The 20,505-nt window shown below is 36.6% G+C and carries 10 protein-coding genes; 3 read left to right on the top strand and 7 right to left on the bottom strand.

Going from position 1 to position 20,505, the window contains the following annotated elements; all coding sequences use genetic code 11:
• Positions 1–205: 205 nt before the first annotated feature.
• On the top strand, positions 206–541 hold the full coding sequence (locus tag GQR38_RS11870) for a ribonuclease E inhibitor RraB (RefSeq protein ID WP_007378192.1): 336 nt from the start codon (positions 206–208) through the stop codon (positions 539–541).
• 34 nt (positions 542–575) lie between these two features.
• Here GQR38_RS11870 and GQR38_RS11865 read toward each other — a convergent pair whose 3' ends face one another.
• From GQR38_RS11865 to GQR38_RS11835, 7 genes are all read right to left on the bottom strand, one after another.
• Positions 576–2,327: a DEAD/DEAH box helicase gene (locus tag GQR38_RS11865; RefSeq protein WP_165721644.1), complete on the bottom strand. Its 1,752-nt coding sequence runs from the start codon at positions 2,325–2,327 to the stop codon at positions 576–578.
• Between the two features lie 124 nt (positions 2,328–2,451).
• Positions 2,452–2,754: an H-NS histone family protein gene (locus GQR38_RS11860; RefSeq protein ID WP_007586043.1), complete on the bottom strand. Its 303-nt coding sequence runs from the start codon at positions 2,752–2,754 to the stop codon at positions 2,452–2,454.
• Between the two features lie 533 nt (positions 2,755–3,287).
• Entirely contained in the window at positions 3,288–5,915 is a 2,628-nt protein-coding gene (locus GQR38_RS11855; RefSeq protein ID WP_076924415.1) for a TonB-dependent receptor, read from the bottom strand.
• Positions 5,916–7,106: 1,191 nt separating this feature from the next.
• Positions 7,107–9,992 (bottom strand): TonB-dependent receptor, encoded by a 2,886-nt coding sequence (locus tag GQR38_RS11850; protein WP_165721643.1) that lies wholly within the window; start codon positions 9,990–9,992, stop codon positions 7,107–7,109.
• A gap of 1,684 nt (positions 9,993–11,676) precedes the next feature.
• Positions 11,677–11,919, bottom strand: a complete 243-nt coding sequence (locus GQR38_RS11845; RefSeq protein WP_165721642.1) for a hypothetical protein — start codon at positions 11,917–11,919, stop codon at positions 11,677–11,679.
• A gap of 67 nt (positions 11,920–11,986) precedes the next feature.
• Positions 11,987–14,875 carry a TonB-dependent receptor gene (locus GQR38_RS11840; protein ID WP_007584034.1) on the bottom strand — a complete coding sequence of 963 codons (2,889 nt, stop codon included), beginning with the start codon at positions 14,873–14,875 and terminating at the stop codon, positions 11,987–11,989.
• 241 nt (positions 14,876–15,116) lie between these two features.
• A complete protein-coding gene (locus GQR38_RS11835) occupies positions 15,117–17,459 on the bottom strand; it encodes a DNA polymerase II (protein WP_165721641.1) in 2,343 nt (780 codons plus the stop codon).
• A gap of 193 nt (positions 17,460–17,652) precedes the next feature.
• Between GQR38_RS11835 and dinG the strand changes: the two genes are divergently transcribed.
• Together dinG and GQR38_RS11825 are read left to right on the top strand one after the other, a co-directional pair.
• Positions 17,653–19,728, top strand: a complete 2,076-nt coding sequence (dinG, locus tag GQR38_RS11830) for an ATP-dependent DNA helicase DinG (RefSeq protein WP_165721640.1) — start codon at positions 17,653–17,655, stop codon at positions 19,726–19,728.
• Positions 19,728–20,504, top strand: a complete 777-nt coding sequence (locus GQR38_RS11825) for a TSUP family transporter (protein WP_024593658.1) — start codon at positions 19,728–19,730, stop codon at positions 20,502–20,504. Before dinG ends, GQR38_RS11825 begins: the two co-directional genes overlap by 1 nt.
• The last annotated feature ends 1 nt before the right edge of the window (position 20,505 follow it).

Here is a 20,505-nt window from a genome sequence, read left to right as displayed (position 1 = left end):
CTTACTTTTAATATCTAACAAAAAACTGTTTAATTACCCGCATATTAGCATAGCCATAATGAGCAACACATTAACTTAATAACAATCTAACGCGTAAATTTAACTTTGAATAAATATCAGCATAATTAAAATTAGTACGCGTTAAGACAATATTTTAGTTACAATAGTACCTACGAATAAAAAATTAATTTTAAATGAGTTTTTAATGCAATTCCCTGATGATGATAACGGCCAACTTTTAGCCGAAATAGCCGCTGCTGGCATTGATTTAAATAAAATGCACCAAGTCGATTTTTTTATTTTATTTGAACAAGAAGCCGATGCTGAAAAATTTGCTAAAGAAATAGTCTCTGATGCATTAGTTCAAAATGCTGAGCTTGAAAAATGTAAAGACACTGGCGTTTGGGAAGTAATCACTCAAGTACAAATGGTGCCAGAGCACACCCTTCTAGGACAAGCAGAGCAATACATTGAAAGTATTGCTAATAGCTTTAATGGATACGGTGATGGCTGGGGATTAATGGACGGTGACGAGGCTTAATCGCCTTTTAGTTCAATGTACCTATCAGTTAAGCTTAGCGGCTTAACTGATTTGCCTTTCTAAAACCCCCTTTATAGTCAAATAGCTTATCAGCCACTTTCCAACCATACTTTTTGCTTTTTCGTGCAATAACAAAATCCGGTGGTACTAATTCAAATTGTGCTTTTACTACTTGCGCTGCAGTTTTAAAATTAATAGGTGTTTGCCCAAGCCCTACTCGTAGACCAAATTGCTTATTAAATATAAATTGCCCGCCTTTATTTGTGAGGTTATATACTTCATCGCAACTTGCACCATCTTCATCAAAATACGTTATTTTAATAAGTTCATCTTTAATTTGAGTTACCGATAACCCACTACATCGAAGCACAAGTGCGTCTTTTAAGTTTAATGCATTACGTAACTTATCATCAGGGTCGGCCATTACCGCGCCGCAATCATGGCATTTACGTGCAGCAATATCATTTTGGGCACCGCACTGCTCACACTCTTTAAACCTAAAGCGATAATCGCACTGCTCTTTATGCCCATCATCGTCTTCTAACAGCCCTTTACAGCGCCTACCAAAGTGCTCTATTACTTTTCCTGCAGAATCAGTTTTACCCCAAAATATATTCGCAAAACCACAGCCAGGACAAAGTACCTGCACAGGTTCATTATCACTATCGCCTTTTTTATCGCCTACTTCTGGGTGAAATAAATTAAAACCATTGCCAGCATAATCTATTACTAAGCAATCCGTTTTTGATTCAGATAACCTGAGACCTCGCCCCACAATTTGTTGATATAAACTAACTGATTCTGTAGGTCTTAAAATAGCTATAAAGTCGACGTGTGGCGCATCAAAGCCGGTTGTTAGTACCGATATATTAACTAGATACTTTAATTGCTTAGCTTTAAATTGCTTAATGATTTTATCGCGCTCAGTGTTTGGCGTATCACCTGTTATAAGTGCACTTTGCTGAGCTGGCAAATAGCTTAATATTTCCTGAGCATGCATTACCGTGGCGGCAAAAACCATAACACCTTCACGCTCTTCACTGTATTGAATTACTTGCTGTAATATCGCTTTCGTTGCGCGCTCACTGTTTTTTAAAAGCGCATTCATATCATCAGTCGTATATTGCCCAAATGCATTGCTATCTAAAGACGAAAAATCATAATGGCTAATCGCTGCATCAACTTCGTTTGGCGGCGTTAAATAATTATGTTTGATCATATACCTGAGTGGTAATTCAAAAATACAACTTTTAAACGGGCTTTCATTAGTCCCTTTAACAAAGCCATGATAATGATGATGGTATATCCACCCCGTTCCTAGCCGATAAGGTGTTGCTGTTAAACCCAATACTTTTAACTGAGGGTTATATTCTTTTAAACTACTTATTACTTTTCCGTACTGGCTTTTTTTACCCCCATTTACCCTGTGGCATTCATCAATAATAAGTAACGAATAATGCTCATTTAATTTATTTAAATTACGAGAAAGTGATTGCACACTGGCAAAGGTTACTTGATGGTTTAATGACTTTTCTTTTAAACCTGCTGAAAATATACTCGCCTCTAAACCAAAACTTTTATATTTTTGCGAATTTTGCTCTACCAACTCTTTTACATGAGCAAGTACTAATATTTTTTGCTTAGCAATACGGGCAAGTTCAGCAATAACCAAACTCTTACCTGCGCCGGTTGGTAGTACAATAACGGCAGGATCATTACTCTTTCTAAAGTGTAAAACGGTGCGTTCTACGGCTTCTTGCTGGTAAGGTCTTAGTTTATAGCTCATGGGAAAACAAATAGGTTTGAGTGAAGAGATTTTAGCAAATAATAGCTGGGAGTTTTAAACTTTAATTATATTTTATTGAGGGGTAAACAAAAAAGAGAAGCCGAAGCTTCTCTTATATTTAGCTTTAGGCTAAAAATTTCTCAAGCTCAACACCTTCAAACGCTTTAGGACGACGGCCACGGCCCGTCCATTCAATAGTCTCACCATTAAGTTCCATGCGGTACTTAGGCTTAACTTTAGTACGTTTGTCTGATGCTCCATCTTGTAAATCTTCTAGCGTAAGTCCTTTTTCTTTTAAAAGATCCAAAACTTCCTGTTTCGCTTTTTGCTGCTGGGTATATTTTGAAATTGCATCATTGATAAGCTGTTGAGCTTTTTCAAGATCCGTTAATGATGCTGTTTTAATAAAAGATCGGACTTCTTTCATTTATATCTCGCTAAATTGTGTGATTGGATTTATTTAATTATTCTTTTTTAGTATAAGGGTATTTTTCAGGAATGACTATTACAAGATATAAACTAAATAATCCCTCTGTTAAATATACGCTATTAGTCCTACCTTATTAAATTAGGAGTAATTTAATATAAATTGTCGATGTATAAGGGAACTTCATTTTATAAAATATATAGTCGATAAAAAAACACTACTAATCCGTTGAATAATAAATGCCAGCTTTCAGTACAATAAAGCAGCTATGAACTTATATGTAATTTGCAAATATCATTACTTCGACTCTATTAAAAACCACATTATCTATTTTTCGTGTCAGGTGAATATAATCGGAAATCACAAGGTAACAAACTTAAAAATGAAGTGGGCCAGTAAGTACATACAAACCATAATTAAAACTTTAAAGATAAAATAGAAAACCAAATGTAAAAAGGTCAGAAGCATAAGCAACTGACCTTTTTTTATAATCGTCAACGTATTAAAGACGAAACATAATCTATAAACGATTTTTAGAAGTTTTGTTCAACTTTTAAAAATACAGCTCGGCCTAAAACATCATATAATGATGTTGAAGCATCGCGATAACCTCTAGTGCCATCGTTTAGCTGTGGTGCTTCTTTATCAAACACATTGTTCACACCTAGTACAAACTTACCATTCCATTCATGGTTATATGATACTTGGATATTGTGTTTAATATAGCTTGGAATATCAGCTAAATATGTTACACCATACTCTTCATTACCTGAGTCTTGGTCGCCTATGTAGTATGTAGTCCATGCTGCACCAAATGCATCATTTGTCCAATCAAAGGTAACATTACCACGAAGCTCTGGGTACTCTTGTAAACCAGCGTAATCGAATGCGTCAGCACCCTCTTCTGTTACTTCTTCAAAGTCACTTACATAACTTAACTCACCTTTAAGAGCGAAGTTACCAATGCTAGATTCAAACATGTAAGCTGTTTTAAAATCAAAACCTGATGTTTCTAAACTCGCCATATTTTGGTCAAAGCTGTACATTACATCAATACGACCTGTATTTGGATCGCGAACTACTGCAGGGTTAGAACCATTGTCTTGCTCGTCTTTTAATAGACGTTCAACACTTACTGCTGCAATTCTGTTTTCTAACTTAATATTATAGTAAGAAAGCTCTACAGATAAGTCATCTGTTACATTCCAAACAAAACCTGTTGTAAATGATTCACCTTCTTCTGGCTCAAGATCTGGATTACCACCAAACCAAGTTTTATGTTGCTGTGAAGCATTTGGGTTACAGTAAATAGCATCAGAACCTGCATTGCCTTGCGTATCACACCAAATTGTATCGTAAGCTTTTTCGAAGCTTAGTGCCTGACTAGAGAACATTTCGCCCATGTTAGGTGCACGGAACGATTCACCCCAGCTAGCTCGCACTAATAGCGCATCAGAAGGACGCCATGCAACACCAATTTGAGGGGCAACATTATCGAATGTTCCTGATACAAATTGTGAACCAACGTCACCTTCTTGCTCGTACTTGTCGTATCGAACAGCTGCTTTAATATCAACATTGTATGGTAGGTTTACTTGAAGCTCTGAATATACAGATGTTCTATCACGTTCTGCATTAACATCGTCACCACCTGAGCCACCTGACACTCGACCTGAAGCCGATTGAGGGTCACTCATTTGTTCAAATTCTACTTGCTCAAATTCAGCACCAACTACGCCAGCAATCGAAACATCACCATTATCAAACAATAATGTAGATGCTACCGTATCAAATTGAGTACTTGTAAAACGAGCTTGATACACACCTGTGTGAGCAGCTTGCCCATACAAGTCTTTCATGCTGCTATCCCAGTTAGCAAAGCTCATTCCTGATGTATTAAAGATATCATATTCGCCGCTATCAATTAATTTCTGAACAACATCATCATTTATCAGGTTTGTATTGAATGAGTTAGTTGTAGAACGGCTGTGTTGTACATTAAATTCCCAGTCAATACCATTTGCAACATCTACAAAGCCGACTAAACCACCTAAGAAATCAATACTATTAATTTCAGTACGAGTATCTCGCTCACCAATGTTAGCTGAGCGCATGTATAGAGTTAAATCTTCGCCTACAGGGTTTAAAGGATTATCAGCCAACATAGTTGGTTGGTTTGTAGATACAGGTGTACCTGCATAGCGAGAATCAGTTTCAGAAAGTGATGCACTTGCGCGACCGCGGAACTTTAAGTTATCAGTGAATTCATAATTGAAATTTGAAAGCATTGAGTTCTGAGTAGTATCACCAAATAACTTAGTTACTGCACCATAGTTATATAAACAGCGAGTGCCACCATCAACCGTGTTATTTGATTCTGCACACATAGTAGGGCTTGTAACCCAACCACTAGCACCATTACCATTTGGAACTGAACTAAATGACGAATAATCAGCATAAGTCTCATCATTTAATTTCCAAATATCTCTATCGTATACTGATTCAGCATCATAATATTCATAAGTTAATGTAATATTACCCTTCTCACCAGAGTAACCTGTACTTACATTAAAACGATTTGTATCACCACCTTCGGCACTAGGTAGCTCAGTATCATATGAAAAACTTAAACCGTTAAAGTCTTTTTTTGTAATAATGTTAATAACACCTGCAACAGCATCTGAGCCATATACAGCAGAAGCACCTTCACGAAGAATCTCAATTCTTTCTACTATTGCCATTGGAATACGAGAAGTATCTGCGGCAGCGCCTGAAGACGAACTTGTACCAGGCATACGGCGACCGTCAAGTAGCACTAATGTGTACTCAGCCCCAAGGCCACGCATGTTAATATTACTTGTTGCTGCTGCGCCGTTACCGTAGCCAGACATACCACGCCATGAACCAAAGCTATTTACAGAAGTATTATTTAAAACATCAGCAACTGATGCTTCACCTGATAATTGTAGATCTGCAGCGGTAATAACAGTTACTGGTGATGATGTTTCCATATCAACTTGCTTAATGCGAGACCCAGTTACTTCTATACGCTCAACTTTTTCTTTTTCTGCTGCCATAGAGCTTGCAGAAAAAGCAGCGGTGGATACCGCACTAAAAGCGATAGCTAAGCGAACTGCCTTTGAAATTTTATTATTTAACATATGGTTCTCCCTAGAATTCTATTTTAATTATTTTGTTTTCAAAACGGTCTGTAATTAATCACAGTACCTGTTTCGATTTGAATAGTAGTCCCAAGTTATGCAAAAGGTCAACACTTGGCTAACCAAATAAAACCCTTTATTTACAAAGCCTTAAAGTAACAAAAAACAAACACAATGCTCTTTCTGCATTATTGCATTATTGCATTATTGCATTATTGCAAAAACTTGATTTAGAATAAGTGCTATTTACTGAAGAAATCATATCTAAGTCTCGCCTCAAACAAGTTACTTACTTCCTTATTGTGGCGAATTATGTAGGTGTAAAAGCATGCAAAAAAATAAATTACCTACATAAAATTAACAAAAATGATTGAGACAACTATAGCTATTCAACTATCTGAAAAAGTACTACTTGGCCTTTCTAAAAAAGAAAAAATCCATAAAGCTATATTTTCATTGATTTCAAAAATCGCACACCGATGGCAGGCTAACTAAAATAGCTGAGTCACTTTTAGTAGTAATTACTATTAAATATGTATAAATGCTTAGTCTGTATTTCAGAAAGTCGGCGAGGTAGGAGTGTTAATAACTCCCTATATAGATAAAGATGCTATGCGAGTGACGCAAGCTTAATACTGAAACGAAAAAATGAAAGAGCTGCTGTTATGCGTGATGTAATGTGATGCTGCTGATAGCTTTAAAACTCAAAGATATTAAAGCACCACCCTATTCATCAGATTAGAATATAATAAATTTAGAATAGGCTTTTAAAGGATACGAAGACGTTGTTAACGTAGCTTTGAGGCACGTAACCACTCTATCAATACAGTAATTGGCATATCAGATATGATCAAGGTTGAGGGCTGTACTACCCAATAATATATCCAATCACAACATTTTCAGCTTAAGTAATGAAAAATAATTTTTCGTTGATATCCATTATGTTTTTAAACTTCTGAAGAACCGCTAAGTAAATCCAACAATTTCCAGTCTAAAGAAACGTAATATCAACTAGATATAAAAAATTTTTGCCTAGTTATAGCGAAATTTACTTATCGTTAAATAAACCCCATATATAAGCCGGTTGGTATAAACACATATTAGGGCAAGTAAAACATAAAAAAGCCTACTGAAATTTCAGTAGGCTTTAATATTAAACACTTTCGTTTATAAACTTATTTACTAAAAATATTAGAAACGTAAGTTTAGTCCTAAGTTGAAACGTCTGCCGTATACGTCGAAAAACTCGCCATCATCGTATGTGCCAGGATTTCTAGGAGGTGTAATATCAAATAAGTTTGAAACACCTAATCTTACTTCAAGCATTTCGCTAACAGTATAACGACCATTTATTGACCATTCTGTATAAGAAGGAACATCATTATAGTTGTTATTTTCAGCAGTCCACTCTCTGTCTAATACTGTTGAATGACGGTATTTACCAATCATACCTACGTATAAATCATCGTAAGTATAGCCTACCGTTAGGTTACCCTGCCAACGAGGGTATCTTACTTCACCAACTGTAGGTGTTGGTTCATAGCCTTCGCTAGAAACATCTGTATTAAACTCTCTATGCTCAAGGTAACTTGCTAGTAAACGGAAGTTAAATGAACCGTAGCTCGTTTCATACTTGTATGTACCTTCTAAATCAACACCTTTAAGAGAGTAAGATGCTAAGTTATATGGTCCATTACGAACCTCAGAAATATCAAGAGTCGTAGGATCACGGTCAACTAAGTCACAAGCACTATTATCTAAACTAGACGCTTCGTAACAATCATCAATTACACGCTGTGCACCTAAAGAGTTAATTGCATCTTCAACGTCAAAACTCCAATAATCTGCAATTAACGTGATATTTTCAGTTGGGGTATAAATTACACCAAATAATGTATCGTCAGACGTTTCTTCTTGAAGGTTTGCATTACCTGAATTCACACTTGGTGGAGTAACACTACGCCAATCATCAGATGGTCTCCAATCTCCAACTGTAGTACCTGGGTTTGGAATACCTGCAGCTTGACAGTTAGCAATTAAGTTTGCTTTTTTGCTATCACTCGCTGTAGATATATTAGTTTGGTCACATGGATCGCCATAAGACGCGAATGACTGAGTACCAGCAGAATAAAGTTGAGATAATGATGGAGCACGAACCGACTTAGACTTTGTACCACGGAAACGAAGTTCATCGTTCATTGCATAGTTAAAGCCTACCTTCCAAGCTACATTATCGCCCACTGAAGAGTAATCCATGTAACGAGCGGCTAACTCAAGGCTTAATGAATCAACAAATGGTGCATCCACTAATAATGGAACTGACATTTCAACACCAATTTCATCAACTGTAAATTCACCATCCCATGCTTTTACAAAGTTACCAAACACTAGATTATTCTGCATTGCTGCACCAGGTTCATTAGAACCAGTTTCTTTACGATGCTCAGCACTTAAAGCAAAAGAAACACCACCGGCAGGCATATCAAAAGCATAACCTGAAATAACACCACCAATAACTTGCTGCTGTTTAACTTTAGAAATTGATGCTGAGGTAGTAACGTAATCTAAAGCTTCTTGAGATGCACCATTAAGACCGAACAGGCTCAATGCCTGACAACCATCTAACGCACCAACTAAAGAACCATCTGAATCACGGTCTGCACAACGAATTGCTCCGTCAATTTCTACCGCGTCAATAGCCTTGTTAAAGTTCTCAGTAAGGAATTCACCGTTCCATGTAGTGTCGTTTTTATTGCGACCGTAACTAAAATATACTTCGTAATCGAACTCTTCTAATAATAACCCTTGGAAAGAAAGAGTTGTATTAAGTGTTGTACGATCATCTTCATAGGTACGATTACCGAAACCCGAAGCTAGCTTATAAATTGTAACTGAATCTCTACCAGCTTCATCTAGTTGTGCTTTAGCAGCTGGGTCTAAAAATGCATTATCTGAACGAATCGATTCAGCAAGGAAAATTGGGCTACTTTCTGCATAAGCACTTGCTTTTGAAAAAGAAACTTCAAAATTCATTGAATGATCGTCAGCATAATTATTTACAATGTTTGTAAAAACATTAAAACGATTAAGTGGTGTTGCAAGATCTTGATGTTCAATAAATTTGTAACCATTAGAGAAGCCGTCACCAAAATATCTAAGTTGATTATTCGGCGCAGGTCTTGTTACACCACCAACTATAACGGGACTAAATTCACCATTATCACCAAATACAACATGGCCATCAGGTAAGAAAGCATCACCTGCGCGATCGTAATAGCCTAGTGTTTGCAAACCGGCAAACTCACCTGTAGCTAAAATATTCTGTGGAATTCCATCCGTGTCAGAAACGTTATCAGGGTTTAACATCCCAGAAACTGGGTTACGAAGAAAGTCACGGTCTTGAGCTTCAAGCTGTTCTGTTTCTGAGTAAGATAAGCTCGTAATAAAACTTATTTTATCGCTTTCACCACCAAACGTGAATGAAAAAGACTCTTCTTCACCACCACTTTGTTCTGTAATAGATTTTTTGTAGTTGAAGTCCATAGTATCTTGAGACTTTTTCAAAATAATATTAACTACACCCGCAATTGCATCTGAACCGTAAACTGCTGACGCGCCGCCATGAACAATATCCATACGTTCAATCATTTCAGTCGGAATGCCGTTTAAATCTACCGCAGGATTATCTACAGAAGCACCTACGTATCGACGACCGTTTACAAGTACTAAAGTACGACCTTCTCCAAGTTGACGAAGATCTGTAGTATTTATACCCGCACCAAAAATAGTGTTAGTAGTTGTTGTAGGTGCAGAGCCTACGCCAGATGAAGGCAGCTTTTGTAACAAATCTGAGATGTTTGTGATGCCGGCATTAGATAGCTCTTCGCCAGTAATTGTAGTTACAGGAGTAGGTGAAACCTCTGAAAAACGCTTAATACGTGAACCTGTAACCTCTATACGTTCTACTTTTTCAACGCCTTCTTCTGCCGCAATTGTATTTGCAGCGAAAACAGCCGTTGATGCTGTACCAAAAGCAATCGCTAAGCGAACTGCCTTTGAAATTTTATTGTTTAACATTTGATTCTCCCTAGAATACTATTTTATTATTTATGCTTAATTTTTAAAATTAATGCGCAATAAAGCCACTTAATAAGACTAAAAATGCCTATATGAAGGTACAGTAGGACTTTATTGTGTGACGGATGATAGTACTAGAGAAACAAAGAGGTCAACACATTATTAACTTTAAACCAGTAAAAATAACAAATGTATCTTTCACCATTACAATAAAATCAACAGTAAGCAGCTGATTTTATTGAAAAAGTAATATGTGTATATTTAAAGCTTATATCACCTTAAAATAAAATACTTTAATAACAACAACTTGAATGTTTGTAAAGATTTGTAACAAAGCATCACTAAAATATATAAAAACATTCATATTTAGTAGAAATATCTAAAGCTGCAGGTTTAAAAAAGTGTCTCTTTTATTTAAGGTGAAATAAAAAACAACCTTACTATCAATTAGATAACCTCACTTTTATACCTTAACAATAAGATATATATGCGATTACTTTAGTCTTTTCGAGTATATGACTTATAGTATGCTTGTAAAATTTATTATAGGAATGGACCCAATTAATGTGTAAACATACATAATTACTTACTCCTTCCTTATTTTGCAATCTGAGTTGTAAATTTTATGTTTTTTAACTTAGATATGTGGAAAAAACCTTTTGAAGTAATCACTTAAATTTTATCCTGATCTTTTTAGGATAGGCAGATTATAACCAAGCTACCTGTGTGGCTTTTATGTAAATACCTACTACTGCCTGCATTTAATTTGTTTGAAAAATTCAGTTTAGAACTATTGGGTACACATGTCAGATTATAAGTTTGGTTATATTATTTTGTAATTTGGCCTACATCGTGTTTAACCTGATTTATTGAGCTAGCCAGCTGCAAATCATAAATAAACTTTCTTTGATATGTCGTAAAAATGTTCATTATCATTTTTATACTCGAAAAGAGCATCGACTGATGAGTGTTTGTTTAATGAGAGGAAATTATGAACTCAATTGTGAAGGTAGTGCTTGAACATTTGGTTATTAACTGGCCAATATTATTCCTTAATACTTGTTCTAATGATATTGAAACCATCTCTTTATTTACTAATTTGGTAACATTCATCTGAGTATCACATTAACCGATAAATCAAAGTTAAAACATCCAAAATTATCAGATAAGCTACATGTATCTGATACGGCCTTAACTGTTAATATTGAATGTACTTAAGAAGAGTTACCCCCTATTAAGTGTAATGCGGGATACCCTCTATATTCATATTTACAGATACTTTTGCCGGGAGCCTCTACAATGATTATCGCTAGAAATAGAACAACTAAAGTTTATGGTTACTCAGAATAAATAAGCTATGAATTATAAATCACGACAAACACTTAAAAAACTTATTGCCATTAAATCAAGCACTTAATTTCACGAAGAGATAAATAATATATAATATTTTTGTAAAACATACGTTATTGAAATACCAGAAAACACCAACTAAATACAAAGTTACCACGTTAACAAGGTTTGGCAGATAGTCGAAATTCAATGAAATAATGTAGCCTGGAGGAGGGGTAAGTTTAATAGCAAATAGTTTACTTAATATAGATAACCTGTCCGCATTATTATTAGTACTAACACATCAAGATTTCAAACATAAGTTAAAGTATTGCAATTAAACTTAGTAGTAAAATTAGTTCCTATCTTGGTAAATATTTCCTCTTTTGTTAATTTCTCTCATTGCCTCTTGGTTTTTTTTGCGTATTTCTTCTGCCAACTCTTTTGACATGCATGTACGCTTTTTAATATTACTACCTGTCACCGCTATTTTTTCGCATACCATATTTTCATTACTGCTTAGAGAGTCTTCACTCAGTGAACTACAACCAGATAGAAATAGTAAACTTGAAATGATTATTACGATTAGCTTTTTCATTTTATTCCCTTAAAGTAAAAGCGCTAATATTATAAATATTAGCGCTTTATTATTGTTTTTCTGAACTCTAGAACTTAGCGTTAAGAGTCAAAAATATATGACGACCAGTTGTATTGTAAGTACGAGGGTCTGTATTATCGTTAAACCCTGTTGCTGCATACGGAGGATCTTCATCAAATACGTTATTAATACCAACAGTAGCTGTGTAGTTATCAAGGAAGTAACTAAAGCGAACATTGTGTATTACTTGTGAGTCAACGGTTCTAATAACATCATAAGAATCAAGAGTACCACCGATATTAACGGCTTCAGTTCTAAATGAAGAGTTAACATCAGCTAAATCATCAGGGTCAATATTTGTAAAGTTTTCTTCAACTTCACCAATGTAACGCAATGCATAAGTTGCAGACCAATTCTCTTGAGCTAACGATACATTGAAGTTAGTTTTCCACTCAGGGAAGTTACCATCACCACTATTTCGGCGGTAGTAGCCAGCATTTTGAAGTGTTGAACCGTCGGCTTGAGTTATTGTGTAGTCGTCATAGTAAGTTGCATCTAAGCTTGCTGATAATGAACCAATTGACGTATCAGTTGTATAAGCAACATTAAAGTCGTAACCAGATGACTCTACACCACCAACATTTATGTTTCTGTTATCAATATCACTTGAGTTACCAGCTAAAATACCTGATGTATAACGAGTTATTTGATCACAGTATGTACCGCTTTCAGCACACTTGTTTAAAATTAACTGCTCGCCTACAGAGCTAATTGCATTTTCTAGCTCGATATCCCAGTAATCGATTGTGAAAGATAAACCATCAACAAACTCAGGGCTATAAACTACACCAACTGTAAATATATCAGCTTCTTCTGGTTGCAACTCTGGGTTACCACCAAGAGTAGAAGATAATTGGTCACCAATAGGTTCAAAACCAGCTGCTGGTACGCCGTCAGCTATACAGAATGATGTAGGGTTAGTAGCACACGGGTCCGAAACTTCAGGGCTATTATCTGATGCGCCAGAGAATAAATCAGAAGTTGAAGGTGCTCTAAATGCAGTAGATGATGTTCCTCGGAACATAAGGCCGTCCATAGGAGACCATTTAATTCCTACTTTATGGTTTGTAGTATCGCCAAAAGTATCATAATCAGAATAACGAATTGCTAAATCTAGCTCTAACACTTTTGCAAAAGGTGCGTCATATAATAGCGGTACATTAAACTCAGCATAAGCCTCATCTACAGTGTAGCTGCCTGATGTTTCTTGACGGCTAGATCCAGATGTAATTCCTAATGCTATTAGTGCATCAGGGAAATCACCACCTTTCTCTTCACGATGTTCTAGACCAAATGCCATACCTAAACTACCTGCTGGTAATTCAAATGCACTACCAAACACACTACCACTAATAATTTGCTGTTCGTTTGAACCAAAATCGTGAGCTTCAAACGAAATAAAATCTAACATTTCTTGAGTAACTTGAGTATCAGTTCCTGGGATACCAAATACATTTAATGATGTACAACCAGCGATAGGATCATCTACAGTTCCACATACAATGCTACCGTCAACGTCTTGGAATGAAGGACCTACGGCTTGTGAAACTTTTTCAAAGTTTACGCCACCAGCTCGTTTAGTTGTAGAATCACTTGAACCAAAGATGTATGAAACTTCATAACCCCAATCGTCATTGATATCGCCTTCAAAACCAACTACTGCGCGAACTGTATCTACGCGAAATTGAGTATCTCGACCACCAGTTTCAACCATACGACGGCGCCAATCAGAAATCTCAACTGAGTCACCATTTCTGTCTTTAGGACCAAATTGTTGGTTATAGTAGTTATCTGCAGAATAATTTGCATTTGTCACACCAAAGAACGCAAGTGGTGCTAGAGGTAATGGAGCAAGCTTAGTATCTGAAATACGGCGGTTTAAACTAACTTCTGAAAAGAAACGAACATGATCAGAAAACTCATAGTTACTCTGAACAAATACGCCATATCGCTCAGCCGGAGTTAAGTGAAAGTTTACAGGCGCAAAGTTGTAAGTATCTTTATCCCAATCCCAACAATCATAACCAGTTGGATTAGAAAAATCGCTTGGATCTGATTGACCAGGACCATTAGCTGCACCGTGAGTAAAAGAAGAACAATCTTCACCAGCTACTGAACCATCAATACCGTTGTAACGACCCCATGGTGGAGCTGAAGAACCACCTTTAGAAAGCTCACCTGTATGATCCATGTCTAAAGAAAATTTAGACCAGTCTCTATCACCAGAAGACTGAGAACCCTGCTGAACGTAATATGCACTAGCTACCACGCTGCCTTTATCGCTTGTTAAACCTACAGTAAAATCGTAGCTTTTAGTTTCGCCATCACCGCCATGTGTCGAAGCATCGTAACTTGCTGTAGCTTCAAAACCTTCAAAATCATCACGTGTAATAACGTTAACTACACCGCCAATAGCATCTGAACCGTAAATTGCAGAAGCACCGTCTTTTAGAATTTCAACTCGCTTGATAATTGCTGTAGGGATTGTACTTAAATCTACAGAAGAGTTTGCACCGCTACCCGACGCAACCATTCTACGGCCATTTAATAATACTAGCGTTCTTGAAGAACCCAAACCGCGTAAAGATACACGCACCGCGCCTGAACCACCATTATTAACAGAAGCATTAGTACCCGCACCAGCAACTGAAGGAATTTCTTGAAGAATGTCACCTACGTTACCAATACCTGAAGCAATTAGGTCATCGCGTGTTAATATTTGTACTGGATTCGCACCTTCCATATCAGTTCTTTTGATACGTGAACCAGTTACTTCAATTCTTTCTACTTTATCGGCGCCTTCGGCTGCCATTGTATTACCTGAAAATACAGCTGTTGAAGCTGCACCAAATGCAAGTGCGACACGCACTGCTTTAGCTACTTGATTGTTTAACATTTGATTCTCCCTGGTGTCACTACTTTATAGTAGCAATCATTATTTAATTATTTTAGTTACATAAGATTAACAGTAACTAAAGCAAATAATAAACAAAAATCATCAAAAAGCCAACAAAAAGTTAACAAACCTTTGCGGAAAAAGAAATATTTGCGAATATAATAATTAAAATCGCAATAAACTAGAATAAATAAGATGTGGACAGTATGAAAACACAGATATGTTGCCATTTATGGTGTTATTAAAAAAGTTTCTCTTGTAAATTTAACCCAAAAGAAACACTTGAGTGCGAAACAAGATCAACCATTTCAATTAATGGTACAATCTGTTTTTCTACATAAATTGCATAGTCATAGCTATGAAAGCCTTGATACAGCTCAACTCCAGCAGTTGTGTAAACGAATGTAACAAATTCACCTCTATTAACCGTAAATTCGCTATTTTTTTTCTGGTGTTTTTTAACTGCTTGAACATGAGGGGGGATATTTTTCTTATAATCGATTAAGTTTTGACCTAATCTCTTTTTAAAAATGAGTAAATGATCAAAATCACCTTGGTATAACTTTGTTGTATAGTCTTTAACAAGGTCATTTATATTTAAATTTCCATCAAAAAGACTAGTAAATAGGTCGAACTGGAATTGTTGAGCAAGTTTAGTCCAATCACTTCTTACTGTTTCTAATCCTTTAAATACTAGTTTTGATTCGTTTGGTTTAATTAATTTACCGACATAGCGCTTTTTAGAGCCAACTAGCTTTCCCCTTATGGTTGGCAAAAAGAAAGGGCTATAAAGAGATTCAAATTCTATTTCTAAATGACTTGTTAAGTTGTGCGTTTGTTTAATCTCGTTAATCCAATCTGTAGTTATCTTTTTAGCTAAAAACACACCAATTTCATTACACTCGTCGTGGGTTAAATCATCATCCAACTTAATAAATGTAGAATCGGTATCACCATAAATAACGCTATAACCAAGCTCTTCTATCCATTTTTTAGTTTGTAGCATTATTTCGTGCCCTCTTAACGTAATAGAGCTAGATAACCTGGGGTCGTAAAACCTGCACCCTTTTGAGCCTAAAACACCATATAAGCTATTCATTATTATTTTTATTGCTTGAGAAAGCATTTGATCTTGATTGTCTTTGGCGAGCTGCCTTTGGGACGCTAAGCTTTTAACAAGTAAAGGTAAGTGATGCTTGTCTCGCGAGAATAGGGCTTCATTAAAACCCTGCACACTTTGGTTTGGATTTTTTAAACCTTCTATCAGTCCGAGTGGATCAATGTAGAAAGTTTGCATAATACTGGGGTACAAGCTTTTAAAATCTAGAACAATGACATTTTTATAAAGCCCAGGAATAGACTCCATTACATAACCGCCTGGGCTTTCAAATGTAAGTCCATGATCGCCCATATTAGGGGCAACATAACCGCTGCGATGCAGTAGTGGTAAATACATATTAATAAAAGCAGCGACAGAGCCGCCCTTTTTTTCAAGCTCTAATCCTGTGAGCTTTGTTCTTATAATAGAAAAATCGAGTAGCTTTAATTTATCAAAAATTTTATTTACCAAAATACAATCTTGTCGATTATATTTTGCTAAAGAAAGCTTATCTTCATTAAATTGCCTAATAATTTCCTGTAGACTATTAGCCGTGTCGATTAATTTGGACTCACCCAACACTTGATTTGAAACATTAGCTAAAGAAAAACTCTCAAAGCTATATGTACCATTTTTTAAAGTGTCTATTCCATCAACCACACATCGCCCAGGGATCGATACTCGAGTAAAGTGTCCTTTGCGAACATATAAAGGTTGATCTCCCCTACCCAGTAATAACTTAATGCCTAGTGCTTCAGCTCTTTCATGAATAACCGAAAAATCGAACTCAATTACATTCCAGCCAATTATGACATCAGGATCGCTAAGCTTAATAAAATGCTCCAATCCCTTTAAGAGCTCAGCCTCATCTACACACCAAATAATATCAAACTCTAGGTTTTCAGCTTCTCTATCTGGCTCGCCAATCATTAAAACACAGTCTAAATTACAGCCCACAAGTCCAACAGAAAACAAAACGCCACTTTCGTTACATTCAATGTCTAACGACAGCTTATTAAGAGTTGGGGAATACTCATCATTTGCTTTTAATTTTGCCTCTGTTACTAATGTATAACCATTTTGATAAAAAACATTACCCGTTACCCAAGCACCTCCTTTTATAAAGCGCTCCATTAAATAGCGCTCTATTGGTCGAATATCTTCTTCAAATAATACAACTCCACGTTGCTTTAAAGCTTTAGCAGCAGAATAAAAATGCTTTAGTGATTTGAAGTAACAGGCCGACATATCTTCTTGCTGAAAGTTTTTTAACTCAAGACTTTTAATATTAAAGATAAGTGACTCAGCTGCTAATATTTTATGCACTATTTCAGCATCTTTACTTTTGATAAAAAACAGCGCATTTTCGTTAGCTGATACTGTTTTTATAGGCCCTTTATCACTACAAAACCACGCTTCGTAGCAGATGCCGTTAGCAGTATCATAAGCATGAGAAGAAACAATAAAACCGGCTGTTAAGTACATTATTACTAAACCTTATTCATATATATGTAAGTTTTTACTTAATTCAAAATGCTTTAAAGCCATACATTCAACCTAAATAAACACTCAGATACTTTATTTGCTAAATTAATCTCATCACTTCTTGTAGTTACACTCTTATAACTCTAAAATCCATAGCACTGTAATTATATACATACTTTAGGTAAATCATCCCATGCTTTCTGACTCACTAAAAAAAACAATTAGGCAAGTACACCAGCATGTGGCTAGCAACCTAAACGATTATCGCCCTCGTAGCAGTCAAAACTACCTTGTAGCCGAAATAGCAAAAACGCTTGCTGGCGAATACCATAAAAAGCAGCGTATTTGCGTAATTGAAGCAGGCACCGGTACCGGTAAGTCTCTTGCCTATTGTTTAGGCGCATTGCCTCTTGCCTTGGCGCAAAAAAAGAAGCTAGTTATTTCTACCGCAACCGTTGCACTGCAAGAACAATTAATAGCAAAAGAACTCCCATTTTTTAAAAAGCATTCAGGCCTCGACTTTAAATTTGATTTAGTAAAAGGTCGCCATCGTTATATTTGTGCCCACAAATTACATAATGCTGTAAACGGCGATAGCCAAACACAAATGGACTTTATGCCAACGCTTATTTCACCATTGAGCGCAATGGAAACCAAGTGTTTGAATGAGCTATATAACGCCTATGTGAATAAAAAATGGCAAGGCGATAGAGACAGTTGGGCCGATACTGTACCAGATAGAGTGTGGAACTTAATAGCGTGCGATAAACATTCATGCCAACGCCAAATGAAGGCCCATCAAACGTGTCCGTTTCAGCTTGCTCGTAATCAATTAATGCAAATGGATGTGCTGGTAATTAACCACTCTTTATTACTTGCCGATTTAGACCTAGGCGGTGGTAAAATTTTACCAGAGCCCGACAACACCATTTATGTAATTGATGAAGCGCACCATTTAGCACATATAACACGCGATTTTTCATCGGCCGCAGCAACAATCAAAGGCACGATAGAATGGCTTGATAAGCTCACCAAGTTTAGCGGGAAAATGGCGAAGGTTTTAGTGGGGCAAAGAGCTATTGGGCAAAACTTTAAACTTTGCGACAGCATTAATGACGCGAATAAAGATTTAAAAGTAGTTCGCGATATTCTTGATAATGCCGACTTTGAATACTCAAAAGACGATACTTATCGCTTTGAACACGGTGAAATTCCAGAGTCACTGCACAGTAAAGCAAAAGACATAAGCGAAGCCACGCAAGATGCGCTGCGCTGTTTAAACAAAATGCACGACACCCTTACCCAAGATGTAAGTGATGGCGACATAAAACCTTACGTTGCCGACCCAATACTAGGCGAAAGCGGTCAATACATAAATCGGTTAGAGCAACTAAACAAACTATGGTTTAGTTACGCAAAAAAAGGCGAAGGTGCTCCTCATGCACGGTGGATAAAACGCCTTGAATACAAAAGCCATCACGACCACTTATTAAGCGACTGCCCTATCGAGGTCGGTTATTACTTAAAAGATAAATTGTGGCGAGAATGCGCGGGCGCTGTTTTGTGCTCTGCTACATTAAGTGCACTGGGCTCGTTCGATCACTTTGCTTACGAAACAGGACTTGCTAAAGAAGAAGGCGTTAAATTTATTAAAGTACCTTCTCCTTTTGATTACCCCAAACAAGCCACTTTACGTATTCCGGTATCTAAAGTAGAACCTACCGATAAAGACTTTAGTGATCACCTAGCTAAAACTTTACCAGAGTACCTAAATGATAAAAAAGCGAACCTTGTACTATTCGCTTCTTACTGGCAAATGGACCACGTAACAAAGTTTCTTAGAACAAAAGGTTTTAACTTATTAGTACAAGGTGAGATGTCGCGAGAAGCGTTGCTTAAATTACACACTAAAAATGTAGACGAAGGCAAAGGCAGTATTTTATTTGGAACACAAAGCCTTTCAGAAGGTCTTGATTTACCAGGGAAATATTTAGAGAACTTAATAATTACTAAAATTCCGTTTGCTGTACCTACTTCGCCGATAGAAGAAGCGCAAGCAGAATTTGTACAAAGCAAAGGTGGTAACCCGTTTTTAACGATTACCGTGCCAGACGCCGCAAAGAAATTGGTACAAAGCTGTGGTAGACTGCTGCGAAAAGAGAGTGATGAAGGCTGTATTACTATTCTCGATAGACGCTTAGTAACTAAGCGATACGGTAAAGCCATGCTCGACACCCTACCACCTTTTAAAAGACAAATAGATTATTAATGTTTGAACTCGCACTCGATCCAACAACCTGGGCTGTTTTATGTGCTGTTGCACTTGCCGCAGGTTTTATAGACGCTATCGCCGGTGGCGGTGGCATGTTAACTGTGCCCGCTTTATTAACTGCAGGCTTACCTCCGCATTTAACACTAGGCACCAATAAACTAGCAGCAAGTTTTGGCTCGTTAACGGCAAGCTATACTTATTATAAAAAGAACTTATTTAGTCCAAAGTTTTGGGCTGCCTCTATTATTGCTACCGCAATAGGTGCATTGATAGGTACTGTTATTGTTGATCATTTAAGTATCGATTTTTTAAACAAACTACTCCCCATTATTATTATTTTAGTTGCCGCTTATAGCTTATTTGGTAATTTAAGTACCACAGAAGGCGATGAACTCCCTAAACTAAACAAAGCGATGAAAATAAAACAATGGTTACAGGGTTTAGCATTAGGCTTTTTTGATGGTTTAGCAGGCCCAGGTACGGGGACATTTTGGACCGCTTCTAATGGCATGCTTTATAAAATGAACTTGCTACTCAATTGTGGTTTAGCGCGTTCAATGAACTTTGTTTCTAATTTTATATCGCTCATCACCTTTGTAGCACTCGGCCATGTAAACTTTTTACTTGGCATAACAATGGGCTTTTTTATTATGCTAGGCGCATGGTTTGGAGCACATTCGGCAATACGTTTTGGTAGCAAATTTATTCGCCCTGTATTTAATACTATGGTTATACTTTTAGCTTTAAAACTAATTTACGAGGCTTACTTTTAAT

This window comes from Pseudoalteromonas sp. c7(2019) (assembly GCF_011378625.1).
Lineage (GTDB): Bacteria > Pseudomonadota > Gammaproteobacteria > Enterobacterales > Alteromonadaceae > Pseudoalteromonas > Pseudoalteromonas arctica.
Note: the sequence above shows the minus strand (reverse complement) of the source record. Positions and strands in the feature narration are given on the sequence as shown.

What these genes read in the sequence shown, in the direction of transcription:
- GQR38_RS11870 (WP_007378192.1), top strand. Translation starts at nt 206, where the DNA reads ATGCAATTCCCTGATGATGATAACGGCCAACTTTTAGCCGAAATAGCC.
- GQR38_RS11865 (WP_165721644.1), bottom strand. Translation starts at nt 2,327, where the DNA reads ATGAGCTATAAACTAAGACCTTACCAGCAAGAAGCCGTAGAACGCACC.
- GQR38_RS11860 (WP_007586043.1), bottom strand. Translation starts at nt 2,754, where the DNA reads ATGAAAGAAGTCCGATCTTTTATTAAAACAGCATCATTAACGGATCTT.
- GQR38_RS11855 (WP_076924415.1), bottom strand. Translation starts at nt 5,915, where the DNA reads ATGTTAAATAATAAAATTTCAAAGGCAGTTCGCTTAGCTATCGCTTTT.
- GQR38_RS11850 (WP_165721643.1), bottom strand. Translation starts at nt 9,992, where the DNA reads ATGTTAAACAATAAAATTTCAAAGGCAGTTCGCTTAGCGATTGCTTTT.
- GQR38_RS11845 (WP_165721642.1), bottom strand. Translation starts at nt 11,919, where the DNA reads ATGAAAAAGCTAATCGTAATAATCATTTCAAGTTTACTATTTCTATCT.
- GQR38_RS11840 (WP_007584034.1), bottom strand. Translation starts at nt 14,875, where the DNA reads ATGTTAAACAATCAAGTAGCTAAAGCAGTGCGTGTCGCACTTGCATTT.
- GQR38_RS11835 (WP_165721641.1), bottom strand. Translation starts at nt 17,459, where the DNA reads ATGTACTTAACAGCCGGTTTTATTGTTTCTTCTCATGCTTATGATACT.
- dinG (WP_165721640.1), top strand. Translation starts at nt 17,653, where the DNA reads ATGCTTTCTGACTCACTAAAAAAAACAATTAGGCAAGTACACCAGCAT.
- GQR38_RS11825 (WP_024593658.1), top strand. Translation starts at nt 19,728, where the DNA reads ATGTTTGAACTCGCACTCGATCCAACAACCTGGGCTGTTTTATGTGCT.